This window comes from Bradyrhizobium sp. TM102 (assembly GCF_009176685.1).
Lineage (GTDB): Bacteria > Pseudomonadota > Alphaproteobacteria > Rhizobiales > Xanthobacteraceae > Bradyrhizobium > Bradyrhizobium ottawaense.
Genome location: NZ_AP021855.1, coordinates 5,243,372 through 5,259,284, shown reverse-complemented (window position 1 = coordinate 5,259,284; position 15,913 = coordinate 5,243,372). Strand labels below are relative to the sequence as shown.

General features: G+C 63.9%; 15 protein-coding genes. 10 read left to right on the top strand and 5 right to left on the bottom strand.

The features are described from left to right. The first annotated feature begins 4 nt into the window (after positions 1 to 4). Both GDN70_RS25200 and GDN70_RS25195 read left to right on the top strand, forming a co-directional pair. Positions 5 to 811 carry an enoyl-CoA hydratase/isomerase family protein gene (locus tag GDN70_RS25200; RefSeq protein WP_152103164.1) on the top strand — a complete coding sequence of 269 codons (807 nt, stop codon included), beginning with the start codon at positions 5 to 7 and terminating at the stop codon, positions 809 to 811. A 76-nt stretch (positions 812 to 887) separates the two neighbouring features. Beyond that, positions 888 to 2,219, top strand: coding sequence for an MFS transporter (locus GDN70_RS25195; protein WP_152103163.1), 1,332 nt, complete (start codon positions 888 to 890; stop codon positions 2,217 to 2,219). Between the two features lie 59 nt (positions 2,220 to 2,278). On the opposite strand, the gene GDN70_RS25190 is transcribed toward GDN70_RS25195, so the two are convergent. Together GDN70_RS25190 and GDN70_RS25185 are read right to left on the bottom strand one after the other, a co-directional pair. Continuing rightward, positions 2,279 to 3,013, bottom strand: a complete 735-nt coding sequence (locus tag GDN70_RS25190) for an SDR family NAD(P)-dependent oxidoreductase (RefSeq protein ID WP_152103162.1) — start codon at positions 3,011 to 3,013, stop codon at positions 2,279 to 2,281. Positions 3,014 to 3,022: 9 nt separating this feature from the next. Beyond that, on the bottom strand, positions 3,023 to 4,063 hold the full coding sequence (locus tag GDN70_RS25185; RefSeq protein WP_152103161.1) for a LacI family DNA-binding transcriptional regulator: 1,041 nt from the start codon (positions 4,061 to 4,063) through the stop codon (positions 3,023 to 3,025). Between the two features lie 168 nt (positions 4,064 to 4,231). On the opposite strand from GDN70_RS25185, the gene GDN70_RS25180 reads away from it, so the two are divergent. The 8 genes from GDN70_RS25180 (at position 4,232) to GDN70_RS25145 (ending at position 12,571) form a co-directional block, all read left to right on the top strand. Continuing rightward, positions 4,232 to 5,533, top strand: a complete 1,302-nt coding sequence (locus GDN70_RS25180) for a sugar ABC transporter substrate-binding protein (RefSeq protein ID WP_152103160.1) — start codon at positions 4,232 to 4,234, stop codon at positions 5,531 to 5,533. 61 nt (positions 5,534 to 5,594) lie between these two features. Continuing rightward, on the top strand, positions 5,595 to 6,482 hold the full coding sequence (locus GDN70_RS25175; RefSeq protein WP_152103159.1) for a carbohydrate ABC transporter permease: 888 nt from the start codon (positions 5,595 to 5,597) through the stop codon (positions 6,480 to 6,482). 4 nt (positions 6,483 to 6,486) lie between these two features. Next, positions 6,487 to 7,314, top strand: coding sequence for a carbohydrate ABC transporter permease (locus GDN70_RS25170; RefSeq protein WP_028143591.1), 828 nt, complete (start codon positions 6,487 to 6,489; stop codon positions 7,312 to 7,314). A gap of 7 nt (positions 7,315 to 7,321) precedes the next feature. Then, entirely contained in the window at positions 7,322 to 8,326 is a 1,005-nt protein-coding gene (locus GDN70_RS25165; RefSeq protein ID WP_038970445.1) for a zinc-binding dehydrogenase, read from the top strand. 5 nt (positions 8,327 to 8,331) lie between these two features. Next, the gene (locus tag GDN70_RS25160) at positions 8,332 to 9,405 is read left to right on the top strand and encodes an ABC transporter ATP-binding protein (RefSeq protein WP_028143593.1); all 1,074 of its coding nucleotides are present in this window, start codon (positions 8,332 to 8,334) and stop codon (positions 9,403 to 9,405) included. Between the two features lie 44 nt (positions 9,406 to 9,449). Beyond that, a complete protein-coding gene (locus GDN70_RS25155) occupies positions 9,450 to 10,361 on the top strand; it encodes a sugar kinase (protein WP_244611280.1) in 912 nt (303 codons plus the stop codon). Further along, on the top strand, positions 10,358 to 11,395 hold the full coding sequence (locus GDN70_RS25150) for a tagatose 1,6-diphosphate aldolase (RefSeq protein WP_028143595.1): 1,038 nt from the start codon (positions 10,358 to 10,360) through the stop codon (positions 11,393 to 11,395). The genes GDN70_RS25155 and GDN70_RS25150 overlap by 4 nt, the downstream gene beginning before the upstream one ends. Before the next feature lie 48 nt (positions 11,396 to 11,443). Next, positions 11,444 to 12,571, top strand: a complete 1,128-nt coding sequence (locus GDN70_RS25145; RefSeq protein ID WP_038970442.1) for a mandelate racemase/muconate lactonizing enzyme family protein — start codon at positions 11,444 to 11,446, stop codon at positions 12,569 to 12,571. 20 nt (positions 12,572 to 12,591) lie between these two features. On the opposite strand, the gene GDN70_RS25140 is transcribed toward GDN70_RS25145, so the two are convergent. Genes GDN70_RS25140 through GDN70_RS25130 form a run of 3 tightly spaced genes read right to left on the bottom strand, consistent with a single transcriptional unit; the run spans position 12,592 to position 15,775 of the window. Next, the gene (locus GDN70_RS25140; protein ID WP_038970441.1) at positions 12,592 to 13,464 is read right to left on the bottom strand and encodes an ABC transporter ATP-binding protein; all 873 of its coding nucleotides are present in this window, start codon (positions 13,462 to 13,464) and stop codon (positions 12,592 to 12,594) included. Then, on the bottom strand, positions 13,461 to 14,357 hold the full coding sequence (locus tag GDN70_RS25135) for an ABC transporter permease (protein WP_028143598.1): 897 nt from the start codon (positions 14,355 to 14,357) through the stop codon (positions 13,461 to 13,463). The genes GDN70_RS25140 and GDN70_RS25135 overlap by 4 nt, the downstream gene beginning before the upstream one ends. After that, positions 14,354 to 15,775, bottom strand: a complete 1,422-nt coding sequence (locus tag GDN70_RS25130; RefSeq protein ID WP_038948952.1) for an ABC transporter substrate-binding protein — start codon at positions 15,773 to 15,775, stop codon at positions 14,354 to 14,356. Before GDN70_RS25130 ends, GDN70_RS25135 begins: the two co-directional genes overlap by 4 nt. Positions 15,776 to 15,913: the final 138 nt, after the last annotated feature.

The following is a 15,913-nucleotide window of genomic DNA, read 5'->3' as shown; positions in this document are numbered from 1 at the left end:
GAAAATGCCGTCACCCTATACGTTTGCCGATCCTCGGCTTGCCAAGCTCGACGGGTTCAAGGTCGAGATCGATGAGGCGCATGAGCGCGCGGACATCATCCTGGGACGCCCGCCCTACAACGTCGTGGCGATGCCGCAGCGCGACCAGCTCCGGCTGACCTTCGAGACTCTGGACGAGGATCCGCGCGTGCGCATCATCGTGCTGCGCGGGGAGGGCGAGCATTTCTCGAGCGGCGGGAACATCGGAGGCTTCATGGAAGCGAGCCCCGAGCACGTCTCCAAGCTCGCCTGGAACATCGCCGCGCCGGCGCGTTGCGCCAAGCCTGTTATCGTCGCCAACCGCGGCTATTGCTTCGGCGTTGGCTTCGAGCTGTCGCTGGCCTGCGACTTCCGTATCGCCTCGGAGACCACGCAGTACGCGCTGCCCGAGCAGAAGCTCGGCCAGATCCCGGGTTCCGGCGGGTCGGCGCGGCTGCAGAAGATGGTCGGCATCACCCGCACCAAGGACATCGTGATGCGCTCCAAGCGCATCTCGGCGAAGCAGGCGCTGGAGTGGGGCATCGCCACCGAATGCGTGCCCGATTCCGAACTGGAGAAGGCGACCGACAAGCTTGTCGACGAGCTCCGCAGCTTCTCGCCGCTGGCGCAGCGTACCGCCAAGAAGCTGCTCAACGACACCGAGGATTCGACGCTCGCGATCGCCATCGAGCTCGAGGGGCACTGCTACAGCCGCCTGCGACAGTCGGAAGATTTCAAGGAAGGCGTCGAGGCCTTCAACGCCAAGCGTCCGCCGAAATTCGTCGGCCGTTGATACGCGACGCAACAAGCTGCCGCGGTTCGCAATGGCGCGGACCGCGGCCCTATTCAAACGGGGAGGGTAAAACAAGATGGCTGAGATGGATATGCCGGTGGCCGGTGCACGGGCATCGACGGATAACAAGCAGATGGTCAATGCGATCATCGCGTCAGTGCTCGGATGGGCACTCGACCTGTTCGACTTGTTCATTCTGCTCTATGTAGCGCCGGTGGTCGGCGCGCTGTTCTTTCCGTCGAGCAATGCGGCGCTGTCGCTCGCCGCGGTCTACGGTTCGTTCGCCGTTACGCTGCTGATGCGGCCGCTCGGTTCGGCGGTGTTCGGGCACTACGCCGACGTGCACGGCCGCAAGCAGGCCATGCTGATCGCCATCATCGGCGTCGGCATCAGCACGGCCGCGTTCGGCCTGCTGCCGACCATCGCGCAGGTCGGCGTGATCGCTCCCATCGTGTTCCTGATCCTGCGCCTGGTGCAGGGCGTGTTCGTCGGTGGGGTCGTGGCCTCGACCCACACGATCGGCACGGAATCGGTGCCGCCGCATTGGCGCGGGGCGATGTCGGGCCTGGTCGGCGGCGGCGGCGCCGGCATTGGCGCGCTGCTGGCGTCCTTCATCTTCCTGATCACGTCCTCGGTATTCCCCGGAGATGCCTTTGCCGTGTGGGGCTGGCGCTTCATGTTCTTCTCAGGGCTGCTGAGCTCTCTGCTCGGCTGGTTCATCTTCCGGAACCTCGAAGAGTCCCCGTACTTCAAGGACCTCAAGCGCCAGCAGGGCAATAAGCAGGCAAAGGTCTCGAAGGCGCCGGTCAAGGACGTATTGTCCCGCGAGTATCGCGGCGTCCTGCTGATCAACCTGCTCATTACCTTCGGCGGCGGCGCCGGTTATTATCTGACCTCGGGGTACCTGCCGAGCTTCCTGAAAGTCATCAACGCGGTTCCGAACCAGACCTCCTCGCTGATCCTGATGGGCGCCAGCGTCTCTGCGTTCTTCGCCGCGGTGCTGGTCGGCGCGCTGAGCGATCTCATCGGCCGCAAGAAGACGTTCCTGCTGATCGGGGTCCTGGCGGCGGTGCTGTTGCCGCTGTGCTATCTGAATCTTGCCACGACCAAGGACACCACGCAGATCACGCTCTATGCGCTTGCCATCGCCTTCATCGGCAATGCCGGTTATGCGCCGGTGCTGATCTTCCTGAACGAACGGTTCCCCACGGCGCTTCGCGCCAGCGGCACCGGCCTGTCCTGGAATATCGGCTTTGCGTTGGGCGGAATGATGCCGACCTTCGTCTCGCTGGTGAGCGGCAGCCCCGCACAGATTCCGATGTCGCTGGCCTACTTTGCAGTCGGCGTGTTCGTGATCTATTTGATCGGCGCGGTCGTGATCCCCGAGACCAAGGGCAACTTCCGCTGAGCTAGCTGGCGCGGCTGCACCTGCAGCCGCGCCAGCTTGCGAACGTGTGACAGCTGCCGCTAGCCCGCAAGAAACCCGCCATCCACCGCGACCACCGTTCCGGTCGCGTATTGCGAGGCTGGCATGCAGAGAAAGGCGACGGCACCGGCGATGTCCTCGGGCTGGCCCCAGCGCTTGAACGCGGTGCGGTCGGCGATGCGCTCATAATGGGCGCGGTCGGTGCGGCCGGCGGCATTGATCGCGGTTTCGACATAACCGGGCGCGACGGCGTTGACGCGGATGCCGTCTTCGGCCCACGCCAGGGCCAGCGCCTTGGTCAGCATCACGACGCCGCCCTTGCTGGCGCAATAGGCCGGAATCCGCGGCAGGGCCAGGGTTGCATTCATCGAGGCGATGTTGACGATCGAGCCCTTCATCTTCGCCAGCTGCGAGCGGAATGCCATGCAGGTTCGGAAAGTGCCCGTGAGATTGATGTCGAGCACTTTCATGAAGGTCTCGATTTCGTATTCCTTGTCCCGTGCCAGGATGCCGGCGCAATTGATCAGCGCATCGACGCGTTCGTGCCGCCCGGCGAGTGACGCGACGGCCTGATCGCTCGTGACATCGAGCGTCGTGAGCGCAAGTCCGGCGCGCGGCTTGAGCAGGGAGCGTGCGAGATCGGCGTCATTGACGCCTGTGGCGGTCACCGTCGCCCCGAGGTCGCAGAACTGGTTGCTGATCGCGGCACCGATGTCGCCGGCGCCGCCGATCACGACGGCATGAAAACCGGAGGTGAGAGAAAAGCTGGTACTCATCGGAGGATCTCACTTCAGGATTGCGGGAGGCGGAGCCGTCGATTCCCGGACCACCAGCGAGAAGTCGATCTCACGATGCATGATGGTCTGCTCACCGGCGAGGCTGCGCACCAGATATTCTCCGGCACGCTGCCAGGTCTCGTCGGTTGGGACGTGGATCGTCGTCAGGCTCGGTCGCAAATGGCGGCTCCAGTCGAGGTCGTCGAAGCCGACGACCGACAGATCACGCGGCACCGAAAAGCCGCTGCGCTCCGCTTCCAACAGGACGCCGTAGGCAATGACGTCGTTGCCGCAGACCACTGCCGTCGGGCGATTCTTGAGGTTGAGGAGATGGCGGGCCGCCTCGCGCGCGTCGTCCAGGGTATAGGGCACCTCGACATGCCATTCCGGAGGCAGCTCCAGGCCGTTCTCCGCGAGCGCGTGGCGAAAGCCGGCGACGCGGGCGCCGGCGCGGTCGTTGTTGCGCTGGAGGGCGGAAGCGATTCCGATCCGGCGATGGCCGAGCTCGATGACATGCCCGGCCGCCCGATGGGCAGCGGCCTCGTTGTTCGTGCCGACGCAAGGGTAGGGCCGGTCGGGCTGATAGATCCCGACATTGATGAAAGGCACCGCATTGTCCGCGAGTAGCTTGCGCAACCCCTCGTGATGGCAGTCGCCCCGCAGCACGAGGCCATCGACGCCGCGACCGATCAAGTTGCGGGCCTGTTGCAGCTCGACGTCGAGATCGTACCCGCTCGTGGTGAGAAACAGCATGTATCCCACCGAGGACAGGTATCTTTGCAGTGAGGCGATGCCGCGCGCGAACATCGTGTTGTCGATCGTCGGCACGATCGCGCCAAGCGTACGCGATCGCCGCGATGACAGAATGCGGGCCGGCGCATGCGGGATGTAACCGACGGCTTCGATTGCCTGCGCAATGCGCGCGCGCAGGGACGGGCTCACTGCATCGGGATTGTTGAGCGCACGCGAGACCGATGCCGTCGACACGCCGGCTCGTGCCGCGACGGCGCGGATGCCTTGCTTCGTCAATTTGGCGGACGGTCGATTCATGATGTAACGTTACAATCCCGGATCGTGAGCGCGGCAAGGAGAATATCTGCGATATTGCCGCACAAAAGATAGATTGTCTATCGCTTGACAGAGGTGAGATGGCGCTTAGGATGTAACCGTTTTCAGAAAGTGCCGACAGCATAAAGCGGCCAGCGGGAGGAGAGTTCGATGAAGGCCAGGATGCTCACGACGCGCGTCGCGTTGCCCGTTCTTGCGATTGCCGCCGTGAGCGCGCAGGCGCGCGCGGCCGAATTCGACTGGATGAAGTTCAAGGGCAAGACCGTCACCTTTCTCGCCAACAACAATCCGGTTTCGCAGGCGCTGCTCACCTATAAGGCCGATTTCGAGAAGCTGACCGGCATGACCCTGAAGGTCGACGGCTATCAGGAACAGCAGATGCGCCAGCGTCTGGTCACCGTCATGAATGCGAACAGCGACGAGGTCGATGTGTTCATGACGCTGCCCTCGCGCGAAGGCGAGCAGTTCGCCGCTGCCGGCTGGTACGGCGATCTCACCGCGATGGCCAAGAACGAGGTCGCCAAGGACTACGATCCGGCGGGGTTGAGCCAGGCCCTGCTGAAGGCCGCGACGTTCGGCGGCAAGCTGACCAGCATGCCGATGAACATCGAGGGCCCGATTTTCTATTACCGCACCGATATCTTCAAGAAGTGCGGCCTCGAGGCGCCGAAGACCATCAAGGACGTCGAGGCTGCCGCCGAGAAGATCAAGACTTGCGACAGCACGGTGACGCCGTTCGTCTCGCGTGGCCTCAAGCCTGCGATCGCCTACACCTTCAGCAACATGCTGCACAATATCGGCGGCGCGTATATCGCGAGCGGCAAGTCGAGCCTGTGCTCGGCCAAGGGCAAGGAGGCGCTCGACACCTATAGCCGGCTGCTGCGTGACTTCGGACCGCCCGGCGTCGTCAACTACAGCTTCCAGCAGATTTCGGCGCTGTATCGCGGCGGCCGCGCGGCGATGGCGTTCGAATCCTCCAATGAACTGCGCACGGTGATGGAAGGCGGCGCGCGCCTGAAGGACACCGGCCTGTTGCCGTTCCCGGCCGGCGAGGCCGGCCAGGTGCCGACCACGATCGGCTGGGGCATGGCGGTGTCCTCACACAGCAAGCAGCCTGATGCGGCCTGGTACTTCGTGCAGTGGGCAACGAGCCCCGAGGTGCAGAAGAAGATGGCCCTGCAGGGTATTGCCCCGCCGCGTCCGTCCGTCGCCAAGGACCCCGAATATCGCAAGTGGATCGACGAGGAGCCAGTGCGCAAGGAATGGCAGGCCGCGCTCGACGTGCTCGCCACCAAGGGCTCGTCCGAAGTCGGCTATCCCATCGTCGCCAATCCCCAATCGCGCGAGTTCATTGGTCAGGCGGTGCAGGATTTGATCCTGAAGCAAAAGACCGTCGATCAGGCTTGCGCGGACGCCGACAAGGCGCTGGACGCGCTGATCGCGCTGAACTGACCGCCCGGTGCCGGCTGGTTTCGCGCCGGCCGGCACCTAACTCGATCGAGGACAGGAATACATGTCTGACACGGCTGCGACACTCACGCAGGACCGGCAGAAGCTGGAAATGGCGGCGCTCTCGGCGCCGGCCGTGATCTTCACGGTCGCGATGATCGCATTTCCGGTCGTCTATACGATCTGGCTCGGCTTCCAGACCTTCTCTTCGACCGGCAAGCAGTCCTTTGCCGGCCTTGCCAATTACACGAAGCTGATGTCCGACGTCGAGTTCTGGCATGGGTTGTGGATCACCATTGCGCTGTTCGTGCTCTCGCTGGTGCTGCAACTCGTCTTCGGCGTCTGGCTTGCGTTGGTGCTGTTTCATGCCAAGCGCCTTCCTGGGATCGTGCGATCGCTGTTCATCTCGCCGTTCATGATGCCGCCGGTGGTCGCCGGCATGATGTGGCTTGTGATCCTCGATCCGTCGCTGGGCGCGGCCAACTACATCCTGCAATCGTTCGGCCTGGCGCCGTCGGACTGGCTGGCCTCGCCGACATGGGTCATTCCGACGGTCGCGCTGATCGATAGCTGGCAGTGGACGCCGTACGTCGCCTTGATCGTGCTCGGCGGCCTGCAATCTCTGCCGCCGAGCGTCTACGAGGCCGCGCAGATCGATGGCGCATCTGCGTTCAAGACCTTCCAGCGCATCACGCTGCCGCTGCTGCTGCCGACCATCGTCACTGCAGCCATCCTGCGCAGCGTCGATCTCCTGCGCTTCTTCGACATCATCTACATCACGACCCAGGGCGGGCCCGGCAACGCCTCGAATACGCTCAATATCTACGGCTTCCGGGTCGGCTTCGAATTCTTCAACATCGGCTATGCCAGCGCGTTGATGCTGACGCTGACCGCGATCGTGTTCGGCGCCGTGCTCGCCTTCAACCGCCTGCGCGGCGCGGTGGCGTGGTGATCTCATGACCGACGCAGTCAACACCGACCGCTGGATACGCTGGCTCAACCTGGTGCAGCTCGTGCTGGCCGGCGTTATCATCATGACGCCAACGGTCTGGATGGTGCTGGCCTCCTTCAAGCCGTCCTTCGAGGTGACGGCCTATCCGCCGACACTGATCTTCACGCCGACGCTGGACAATTATGTCGAGCTGACCAAGACGACGCCGTTCCTGAGCTATGCCCTCAACAGCCTGATCGTCACCGTCGGCTCGACCGCGCTTGGGCTCCTGTTCGGAATTCCGGCCGCGTTCGCCGTCTCCTGGACGCGTATTTCGTGGCCGGCGATCCTGACGCTCGCGGCGCGCATGGCACCGGGAACGCTGTTCCTGCTGCCGTGGTATGTCATGTTCCGGCAGGTCGGCATGATCGGGTCGTACACGGCGCTAATCCTCAGCCACGCGGTGATCACGCTTCCGATCGTGATCTGGGTCTTGCTGCCGTCGTTTGACGGCATCCCGCGCAGCGTGTTCGAGGCGGCGCAGGTCGATGGATGCAGCGTCACCCGCATCCTCTGGCGCATCGCGCTGCCGCTGGTGGCGTCCGGCATCGCCGTCTCGGCCATACTGGCCTTCGTATTCTCGTGGAACTACTTCCTGTTTGCGCTGGTGCTTTCCAATGGCGACACCAAGACGCTGATCGCGGCTGCATTCAATTTCATCGGCGAAGGCTCGACGCAATGGGGCGCCCTGATGGCCGCGGCGACGCTGATCGCATTGCCGCCGCTGGTACTGGCAGCTCTGGTTCAGCGTTGGCTGGTGTCCGGGCTGACGCTCGGCGCGGTGAAAGGTTAGGTATCTGATGAACGTAACGCCACGTCCGAACGCGATCATGCAGGCTGCGGTGTTCCATGGTCACGAACGCATCACCATCGAGCCGGTACGGATGCCCGACGTTGGGGCAGGCGAGGTGCTGGTACGGGTCTCGCGCACCGCGCTGTGCGGCTCGGACTTCAAGCTCTGGCACAAAGGCGCCGAGTTCACCGCCGGCCACGAAATTTTTGGCGTCGTCGAGCAGTCCGGCCATCGCCTGCATGGCCGCCGCTGCGCCGTCTATATCCCGTTGCACTGTGACCACTGTGCGGCCTGCAAGCGCGGCGACACCCAGATGTGCCTGGAGGTCTCGAGCCTGATCGGCTGGAACAGGCCGGGCGGCTACGCCGAATACGTGCCGGTGCCGGAAAACTGCCTGCTGCCGGTGCCCGACGATATCGAGGACAGCCTCGCGCCGCTCTTGCTCGACACCATCGGCACCTCCGGCCACGCCGTGCGGTTCGTCAGTCGCGTAGTGCAGCCGGACGAGGCAGGTGCGGTCCTCGTGATGGGAGCGGGGCCCGTCGGTCTCGGCGTCGTGCTGGCGCTCCGTAGTCTCGGTTATGACGACATCCACGTGGCCGATCCGAACGCTGCACGCTTGAATATCGCCCGATCGTTCGGCGTGAAACCGCATCCGGTCGGCGACACGTCGAAACGGTTCGCCCTCATCATGGAATGCTCCGGCGCGCACGCGGCGCGCAACCTCGGTATCGAGCTCGTCCTGCCGCGCGGGGCGCTGGTGCTGGTCGGCGAGAACGCCGCGCCCTGGACCATCGAGGAAGGCAAGGTGTTCCGCCGCAAGGATTTCTACATGATCCGGACCTTCTACTTCCCGGTCTCGGATTTCGAGCCGAACGTCGAACTGCTGCGCAGGTACAAGGACGAATACCGCGTTCTCGTCGACGGCGAGTTCGGCCTGTCCGCTTTGCCCGAGAATTTCGCCCGCTTCGCCAAAGGCGAGTTGATCAAGCCTGTACTGGCGCTGGACTAAGCGATATGGCCTCGATCTCGATCCGCAACCTTACCAAACGCTACGGCAATTTCACTGTGATCCCCGATCTCAACCTGGAGATCGCGGACCACGAATTCGTGGTTTTCGTCGGCCCGTCCGGTTGCGGCAAGTCGACTTTGCTCCGGATCATCGCAGGCCTCGAGCCGATTTCCTCCGGCGACCTCTACATCGGCGATACGCGCGTCAACGGCGTGCAGGCGGCGCAGCGCGACATCGCGATGGTGTTCCAGGATTACGCGCTCTATCCGCACATGCGGGTTTACGACAACATGTCCTTTGCGCTGGAGCTGCGGGGAACGCCGAAGGCGGAGATCGACGCGCGGGTGAAGCGCGCGGCGTCGCTGCTGCACATCGAGCCGTATCTCGACCGCAAGCCGAAGGAGCTCTCCGGCGGCCAGCGCCAGCGCGTCGCCATGGGGCGTGCGATCGTGCGCAATCCAAAAGCCTTCCTGTTCGATGAGCCGCTCTCGAATCTCGACGCCAAGCTGCGCGGGCAGGTGCGTGCCGAGATCAAGGCGCTGTCGCAGGAGCTCAAGACCACCATGGTCTTCGTGACGCATGACCAGATCGAGGCCATGACCATGGCCGACCGCATCGTGGTGCTTCAGAGCGGCACGATCCAGCAATACGACACGCCTGAGGCGGTCTACGAGCGGCCGGCCAACCAGTTCGTGGCCGGCTTCATCGGCTCGCCAGCCATGAATTTCTTTCCGGTCGAATGGCGACAGGAGCGTGCGATCCTTTCGCAAGGCGGAACGGTGGTGCCGCTGGGCGAGGAGACGGCAAACGGGCTGCGGCGGGCCGGCAGCGCTGTGCTTGGCATTCGTCCCGAACATTTTGCCGTTGCCACCGATGCCGCCGACGGTATTGCAGTGAACGTCAAGCTCGTTGAGCCGCTCGGCTCGGACACGCTGATCCATTTCGATCTCGCCGGCGCGGCATCCATCGCGCGGGTCGATCCGTCGCTACGACCGAAGGTCGGCGATCGCCTCAGCCTCCGCCCGCAACCCGGCCGGACGCATCTGTTCGACGCCGCAGACGGGCGGGTCTTGCGGTGAGCTCGCCGGCGAACATTGGAAATCCGTCGGCGCTGGCAGAGCTCGTGTCCAAGGCGGATCGCGTGCAGGTGATTTGCCTCGGGCTGTCGGCGCTCGATCAGATCTGGCGCGTCGACCGGCTCTTTGCAGGCAGAAGCGAGAAGATCAAGGCCGCCGGCTACGGGACCCTCGGCGGCGGCATGGCCGCCAACGCCGCGGTTACGGTTGCAAGGCTCGGCGCGGCGGTCGCGTTCTGGGGCCGGGCAGGCAATGATGCCGCCGGCCAGGAGATGCGGTCCGCCTTCGGCGCCGAGGGCATCGATGTCGAGAATTTCCGGCTGTTTCCCGATGGCCGCTCGTCGGTCTCCGGGATCATCGTCGACAGCTCGGGCGAACGGCAGATCGTCAATTTCCGCGGTCTCTATCCGGAAGCAGCCGACTGGCTGCCGTTGGAGACGGTTGCCCGCGCATCCTCGGTGCTGGCAGATCCGCGCTGGGTCGAGGGGGCGGCAACGTTGTTCCGCGAAGCCCGCGCGCGCGGGATCCCGACGGTGCTCGACGGCGACATGGCCGATGCCGAGGTGTTCGAGCGGCTGTTGCCCCTGACTGACCACGCAATCTTCTCCGAGCCCGCGCTCACGGCTTTTGGCGGCTCGGCCAAGGATGAAACCCTCGCCGCGCTCGCCCGCTTCGGGTGTCGCATCATCGCCGTGACGCGCGGTGGCGAGGGTGTGAGCTGGTACGAGAACGGCCGCCTGCACCGGCAGGCGGCCTTCGCGGTCGATGTGGTCGACACCACGGGCGCCGGCGACGTCTTCCATGGCGCTTATGCCCTCGCGGTCGGCGCCGGCCTCGACGTGCGCGACGCGATGGCGTTTTCCGCCGCGGCGGCCGCAATGAAATGCCGCCACGCAGGCGGACGCAACGGAATCCCCACCATCAACGAGTGTCTTGCATTCATGAGGACGAAGCCATGAGAACGATTGGAAAGAACCGCGGCCTGGCGCGTCTGGCCGACGCGGACGGTCATTTTCGCATGGTCGCGCTGGATCAGCGGCCGCCGCTGTTTGACGCTATTGCGAAAGCAAAGGGGATTACGCGGGACCAGGTCGAGTATTCCGACGTGACGGCAGCAAAGCGTCTGCTCGTCGAGAACCTCGCGCCACATTGCAGCTCGATGCTGTTCGATCCGAATTTCGCGGTGCCCGCGGCCATCGATCTTCTGCCGCCGCGTTGCGGTCTCATCATGACCCTTGAAGAGCACCGGGTGGATGAGACATCGGGCGGACGCAAGTCGCGGGCGATCACCGATTGGAGCGTTGAGAAGATCCGCGCCATGGGCGGCGACGCCGTCAAGGTGCTGGCGTGGTACCGGCCGGACGCCGATGCTGCGGTCAACGAGCATCAGAAGCGGTTCGTTCGCGAGATCGGGCAGGATTGCGCCCGTCACGACATTCCCTACGTCCTGGAGCTGTTGGTCTATCCGTTCCTCGGCAGCGCCAATCACACCGCTGACTACGTGGAGTCGCCCGAAAAACTTCCAGGTCTGGTCATCGAGAGCGTGCGCGAGTTCGCCAAGCCGGAATATGGCGTCGACCTTCTGAAGCTGGAGAGCCCGCTGGCGGCCAACAATCTGCCTGCCCGGGATGGCGGCGCCGAGGCGAAAGCCGCGCAGACGGAGTTCGACGCGATCGGCGACATCTGCCGCGCGCGCAGCATCCCCTGGGTGCTGCTCTCCGGCGGTGCTGCGCCGGAGAAATTCGAACGGGTACTCGACTTTGCCTATGCCGCGGGCGCGGGCGGGTTTTTGGCGGGCCGCACGATCTGGCTCGATGCCGTCTTGAAGAATTTCCCGGACCGCGCGGCGGTTTCCGCCAGCCTGCGCAAGGATGGCCTTGGTGTGCTCGAACGGCTCAACGAGTTGACAAAGGCCAAGGGAACGCCGTGGAAGGCGCGCTTTCCCGTATTCACTGATATCAAGCGGGAAGGGGACTTCGCGCGCGCGTATTGAGCTGATGGCCGTTCCGCGTGGTCCGATCTCGATCGCAGGATCTGCAACATGACGTCTGACAGCTTCACCATCCGCTCGATCGAAGCGCTCTGCTATCGCTATCCGTTGGCGACACCGGTGGTGACGTCGTTCGGCCGCATGCTCAACCGCCCCGCCGTCTTCATTCGCGCCGTCGATGAAGATGGCGTCGAGGGGTGGGGCGAGGCCTGGTCGAATTTTCCCGCGCCCGGTGCGGAGCATCGTGCGCGACTCGTGAACGAGGTGCTCGCGCCCGGTCTCGTCGGGCGCAAATTCGACGGTCCGGCTCAAGCCTTCGAGAGCCTGACGAGGGGCACCGAAGTGCTGGCGCTGCAATGCGGCGAACCCGGTCCGTTTGCGCAGGCGATCGCGGGCATCGATCTCGCGCTATGGGACCTCTCGGCGCGCCGTCGGCGCTTGCCGCTCTGGCGGCTGCTCGGGGGGCACGGCAGTACGATCAAGGTCTATGCCAGCGGCATCAATCCCGGCGGAGCCACGCAGACGGCCGAAGCCGCACTCGAGCGAGGTCATCGCGCGTTGAAGTTGAAGGTCGGATTCGGCGCCGACATCGACCTCGCCAACCTCGCGGCTCTGCGCCAGATCGTCGGCGCGGGCATGCTAGCGGCGGATGCCAATCAGGGCTGGTCGGTCGACCAGGCGCTTCAGATGCTGGAGCGGCTTGGCGGGTTCGATCTGCGTTGGCTGGAAGAGCCTATCCGCGCCGATCGGCCACGCGAAGAATGGCTAAGACTGCGGGCAGGCGCGGACATGCCGATTGCGGCCGGCGAGAACATCTCGAGCGCCGAAGGCTTCAGGCAGGTGTTGACCGAGGACGTGCTCGGCGTGGTTCAGCCGGACATCGCGAAGTGGGGCGGGCTCACGGTCTGTGTCGGACTGGCGCGTGACATCCTCGATGCGCGCAAGACGTTTTGCCCGCACTATCTCGGCGGCGGCGTTGGACTGCTTGCCTCGGCTCATCTGCTTGCCGGCATCGGAGGGGATGGCTGGCTGGAGGTCGACGCCAACGACAATCCGTTGCGCGATTTGTTTTGCGGCTCCCTGGTCGACGTGCGCGAAGGCACGGTTCAGCTGAGTGACGACCCGGGGCTCGGAACAGTGCCGGATCTTTCAGCTATCGAGCGCTATCGCAGCATCTAGATCAGTGCGGGGGGCTTCGCCTAAAGTACCTCGGCCAAAGATTGGCCATGCAGCTCGATGTTCAATCCGCGCATGCCGAGGTCGTTGATCTCGCCGCCCATCGCCTTCAGGCTCTCCTCGCGGATCAGGGACATCAGCCCGCGGCGCAGCGCCAAAAATTCCGAGGACATCATCATGGATTGCTGTCGCGGCCGTTCCAGCGGAATTGGGATCTCCGCTTTGATCGAGCCGGGGCGCGCGGTCATGCAATAGACCCGGTCGGACAGGAAGATCGCCTCGTCGATGTCGTGGGTGACGAACAGCACCGAGATCTTCAGCCGTTGCCACATGTTGGTGAGGATCTGCTGCATGATGACGCGGGTCTGGGCGTCGAGTGCACCGAAGGGCTCGTCCAGTAGCAGCACTTTCGGCCCCGTGGCGAGCGCGCGGACGATGCCGACGCGCTGCTTCATGCCGCCGGAGAGCTTTTCCGGATAGTGCTTATCGAAGGCCTCCAGGCCCGCCAGCCCGAGCAGCGTCCGGGCGGCGCGCTCACGCTGCGAGCGAGGCATGCCGCGCATCTTCAGCCCGAACTCGACGTTCTCCCGCACCGTCTTCCAGGGGAACAGCGAATATTGCTGGAACACCATGCCGCGCTCGGCACTGGGTCCGCTCACACGCTCGCCGTCGACGGTGACAATACCGGTGGTCGGCTTGAGGAAGCCCGCGACCGCATTGAGCAGCGTCGATTTTCCGCAGCCGGAGGGCCCGACGATCGAGACGAACTCGCCCGGCTTCACATGGATCTGCGTATCGGTGACCGCCTGGACCGGTCCCTCGATGCTGTCATAGCTGAGGGAGAAGCTCCTGACGTCGATATGGCCTTGCGGTGCCTTGGCGGGGATCTCGCTCATTTTGCTCTCCACGGCATCACCAATTGTCCGGCGCCCCGGATCAGCAGGCTCGATCCCAGGCCGAGAACGCCGATTGCGATCATGCCGAGCGCGATGTCGGCGTACTGGACCAGCGAATAGGCCTCCCAGGTGAAGTAGCCGATGCCGTACTGGCCGGAGATCATCTCGGCCGCGATCAGCGAGACCCATGCTACGCCCATGCCGACCGTGAGGCCGGTGAAGATGTGCGGCAGCGATGCCGGAAAATACACCTCCCGGAAGATCGAGCGCTCCCGCGCGCCGAGGCACTGTGCTGCGCGCACCAGCACGGGATCGACCAGCGTCATGCCGTGAAGTGTATTCACCAGGATCGGGAAGAACGAGCCGAGGAAGGTGATGTAGACGATGCTCTGCTCGTTGGTCGGCCACAGCATGATCGCCATCGGCACCCAGGCGATTGCCGGGATCGGTCGCAGCACTTCGGCGACCGGGAAGATGATCTCATGGACGAGCTTGAAGCGGCCCATCACGAGACCGAGCGGCACCCCGACGATGGCTGCAAGGGAGAAGCCGACGAGGATGCGCCGGCAGCTCAAGACGATGTGCATCAGGAATTTGGGATCGTGGATCGCCTTGGTGAAACTGGCATAGACCGCGAGCGGCGAGGGCACATTGGTGAATCGCACGAAGAACACGACGCGATAGGTCGTGAGCAGGTGCCAGACCAGCAGGAATGCCAGCAGCGAGGTGATGCCGATCGCGATCGCGCGCAGGCCGCCGCGGTTCAGTCGATACCAGCGCAGCGCGAGCGTTCCGAAGGAGGGCGGGGTGGCGACGGGCTCCACGCCCGTCTCTGCAATGGCTGTTGCCGGCATGCTGTCCTCGGGATGTCTGAGGATGGCGGGACTACTCACGTCTTGCCTCCGCCGACCGCCGCCTTCACCGCGTCGTCGAAGCCCAGCACCTTGCCGCCGTTCCTGGCGGCATAGGCTTCGGCGTCCTTCTTCAGCAGGAACGGCGCGACGTCGCCATCGCCGACGGCGAAGAAGGCCTGGTCGGCGAACAGCTTGATGCCGCGCGTGGTGTCGAAGACGTAGGCGACGTTGATCTTCTTGCCCTTGGCCTTGAAGCCGGCATAGGCCCCCAGGGTGCACGCCGCGGACGCAAACGGCATGATGCCGGCATCATCCACCCAGACCTCACCGGCCTTGCGCGGATCGGTGATCGGCTTCTTGCAGAAGGTGTCTTCGCCGGCGATCTCGTAATTCTTGGTGCTCGCGAGCTGCGCGTCGTAATCGAGCTTCATCTCGGCATAGGCTTTGCGGATATGGCCATCGTCGACCCATTTTTTCGGATCGAATTCCTTCATCCGGCCGAGATTTTGCAGAACCTTGACGTCGGCGGTGGCGGCGTTGATCAATGCCGGCTTGACCGTGGGATCGGTGGTCATGTTGCCGCTGGGCCCCAGGAAGATGTACACCACTTCCTTGCTGATGCCGGTCCATTCCTGGATCTTCTCCGCGGCCAGCTTGGGATCGTCGCGCAGCCACTGATTGGCGGCAATGACCGCCTTCAGATAGGCGGTGACGACCTCCGGGTATTTATCGGCGAAATCGGTGCGGACCACGATGCCGTGGAAGGTCGGTACGTTGGTCTCGACGCCGTCAAAGATCTTCCGCGCGAAGCCGCGGAACGGCAGCAGCTCGGCGAAGGGAACGAAGTCGGCATGCGCGTCGATCTTCTTTTCCTGGAGATTGGTCGAGCCGACCTCCGGGCTCTGGCTGACGAGCTGGAAGAAGTCGGACGTGTAGCCACGGTCCTGCATCGCCTTGAGCACCATGCCATGGGCGGCGGAGCCGAACGGTACACTGACGAGCTTGCCCTTGAGATCAGCGAGATCGTAATAGGGCGAGTCCTTGTGAACGACGATGCCGTTGCCGGAGCCGGACAGGCTGTAGGCGGCGATACCGATCAGCCGGCTCTTGCTTTCGGGGTTACTTTCGAAGGTGAAGCCGTTCACGATCAGCGGATAGTCGCCCATCATGCCGATCTGCAGCTTGTTCGCCATCATCGCGTTGGTGACGGGCGGGCCGGAGGTGAAGTTCTGCCACTCCAGCTCGAACTTGATGTTGCTGTATTTGCCGTCCTTCGGCAGATATTTTTCGAGCAGGTGCAATTGGCGGATGACGACACCGGCGGTCACCGTGTTGGTTGTCGTATCCTGCGTTCCGATGCCAAGCGTGACGGTTTCCGCCGAGGCCGGCTGCGCGACCAGAAGGGCCAGCGACGTCACCGACGTCGCGATCGAGAGCGTGGAAAGACGGCGGACCATTCTCATCCTCATTCGGTTGGATGTGCTGTGGTTGCCATGATTGGGGGAGGGCCCGGACAGGGCAAATCCGGAATGAGCGCTGCAGTCGATTAGTTGCCGGGAAAAGCTGATTGCATACTCCTTGAGCAGTTCTGCACT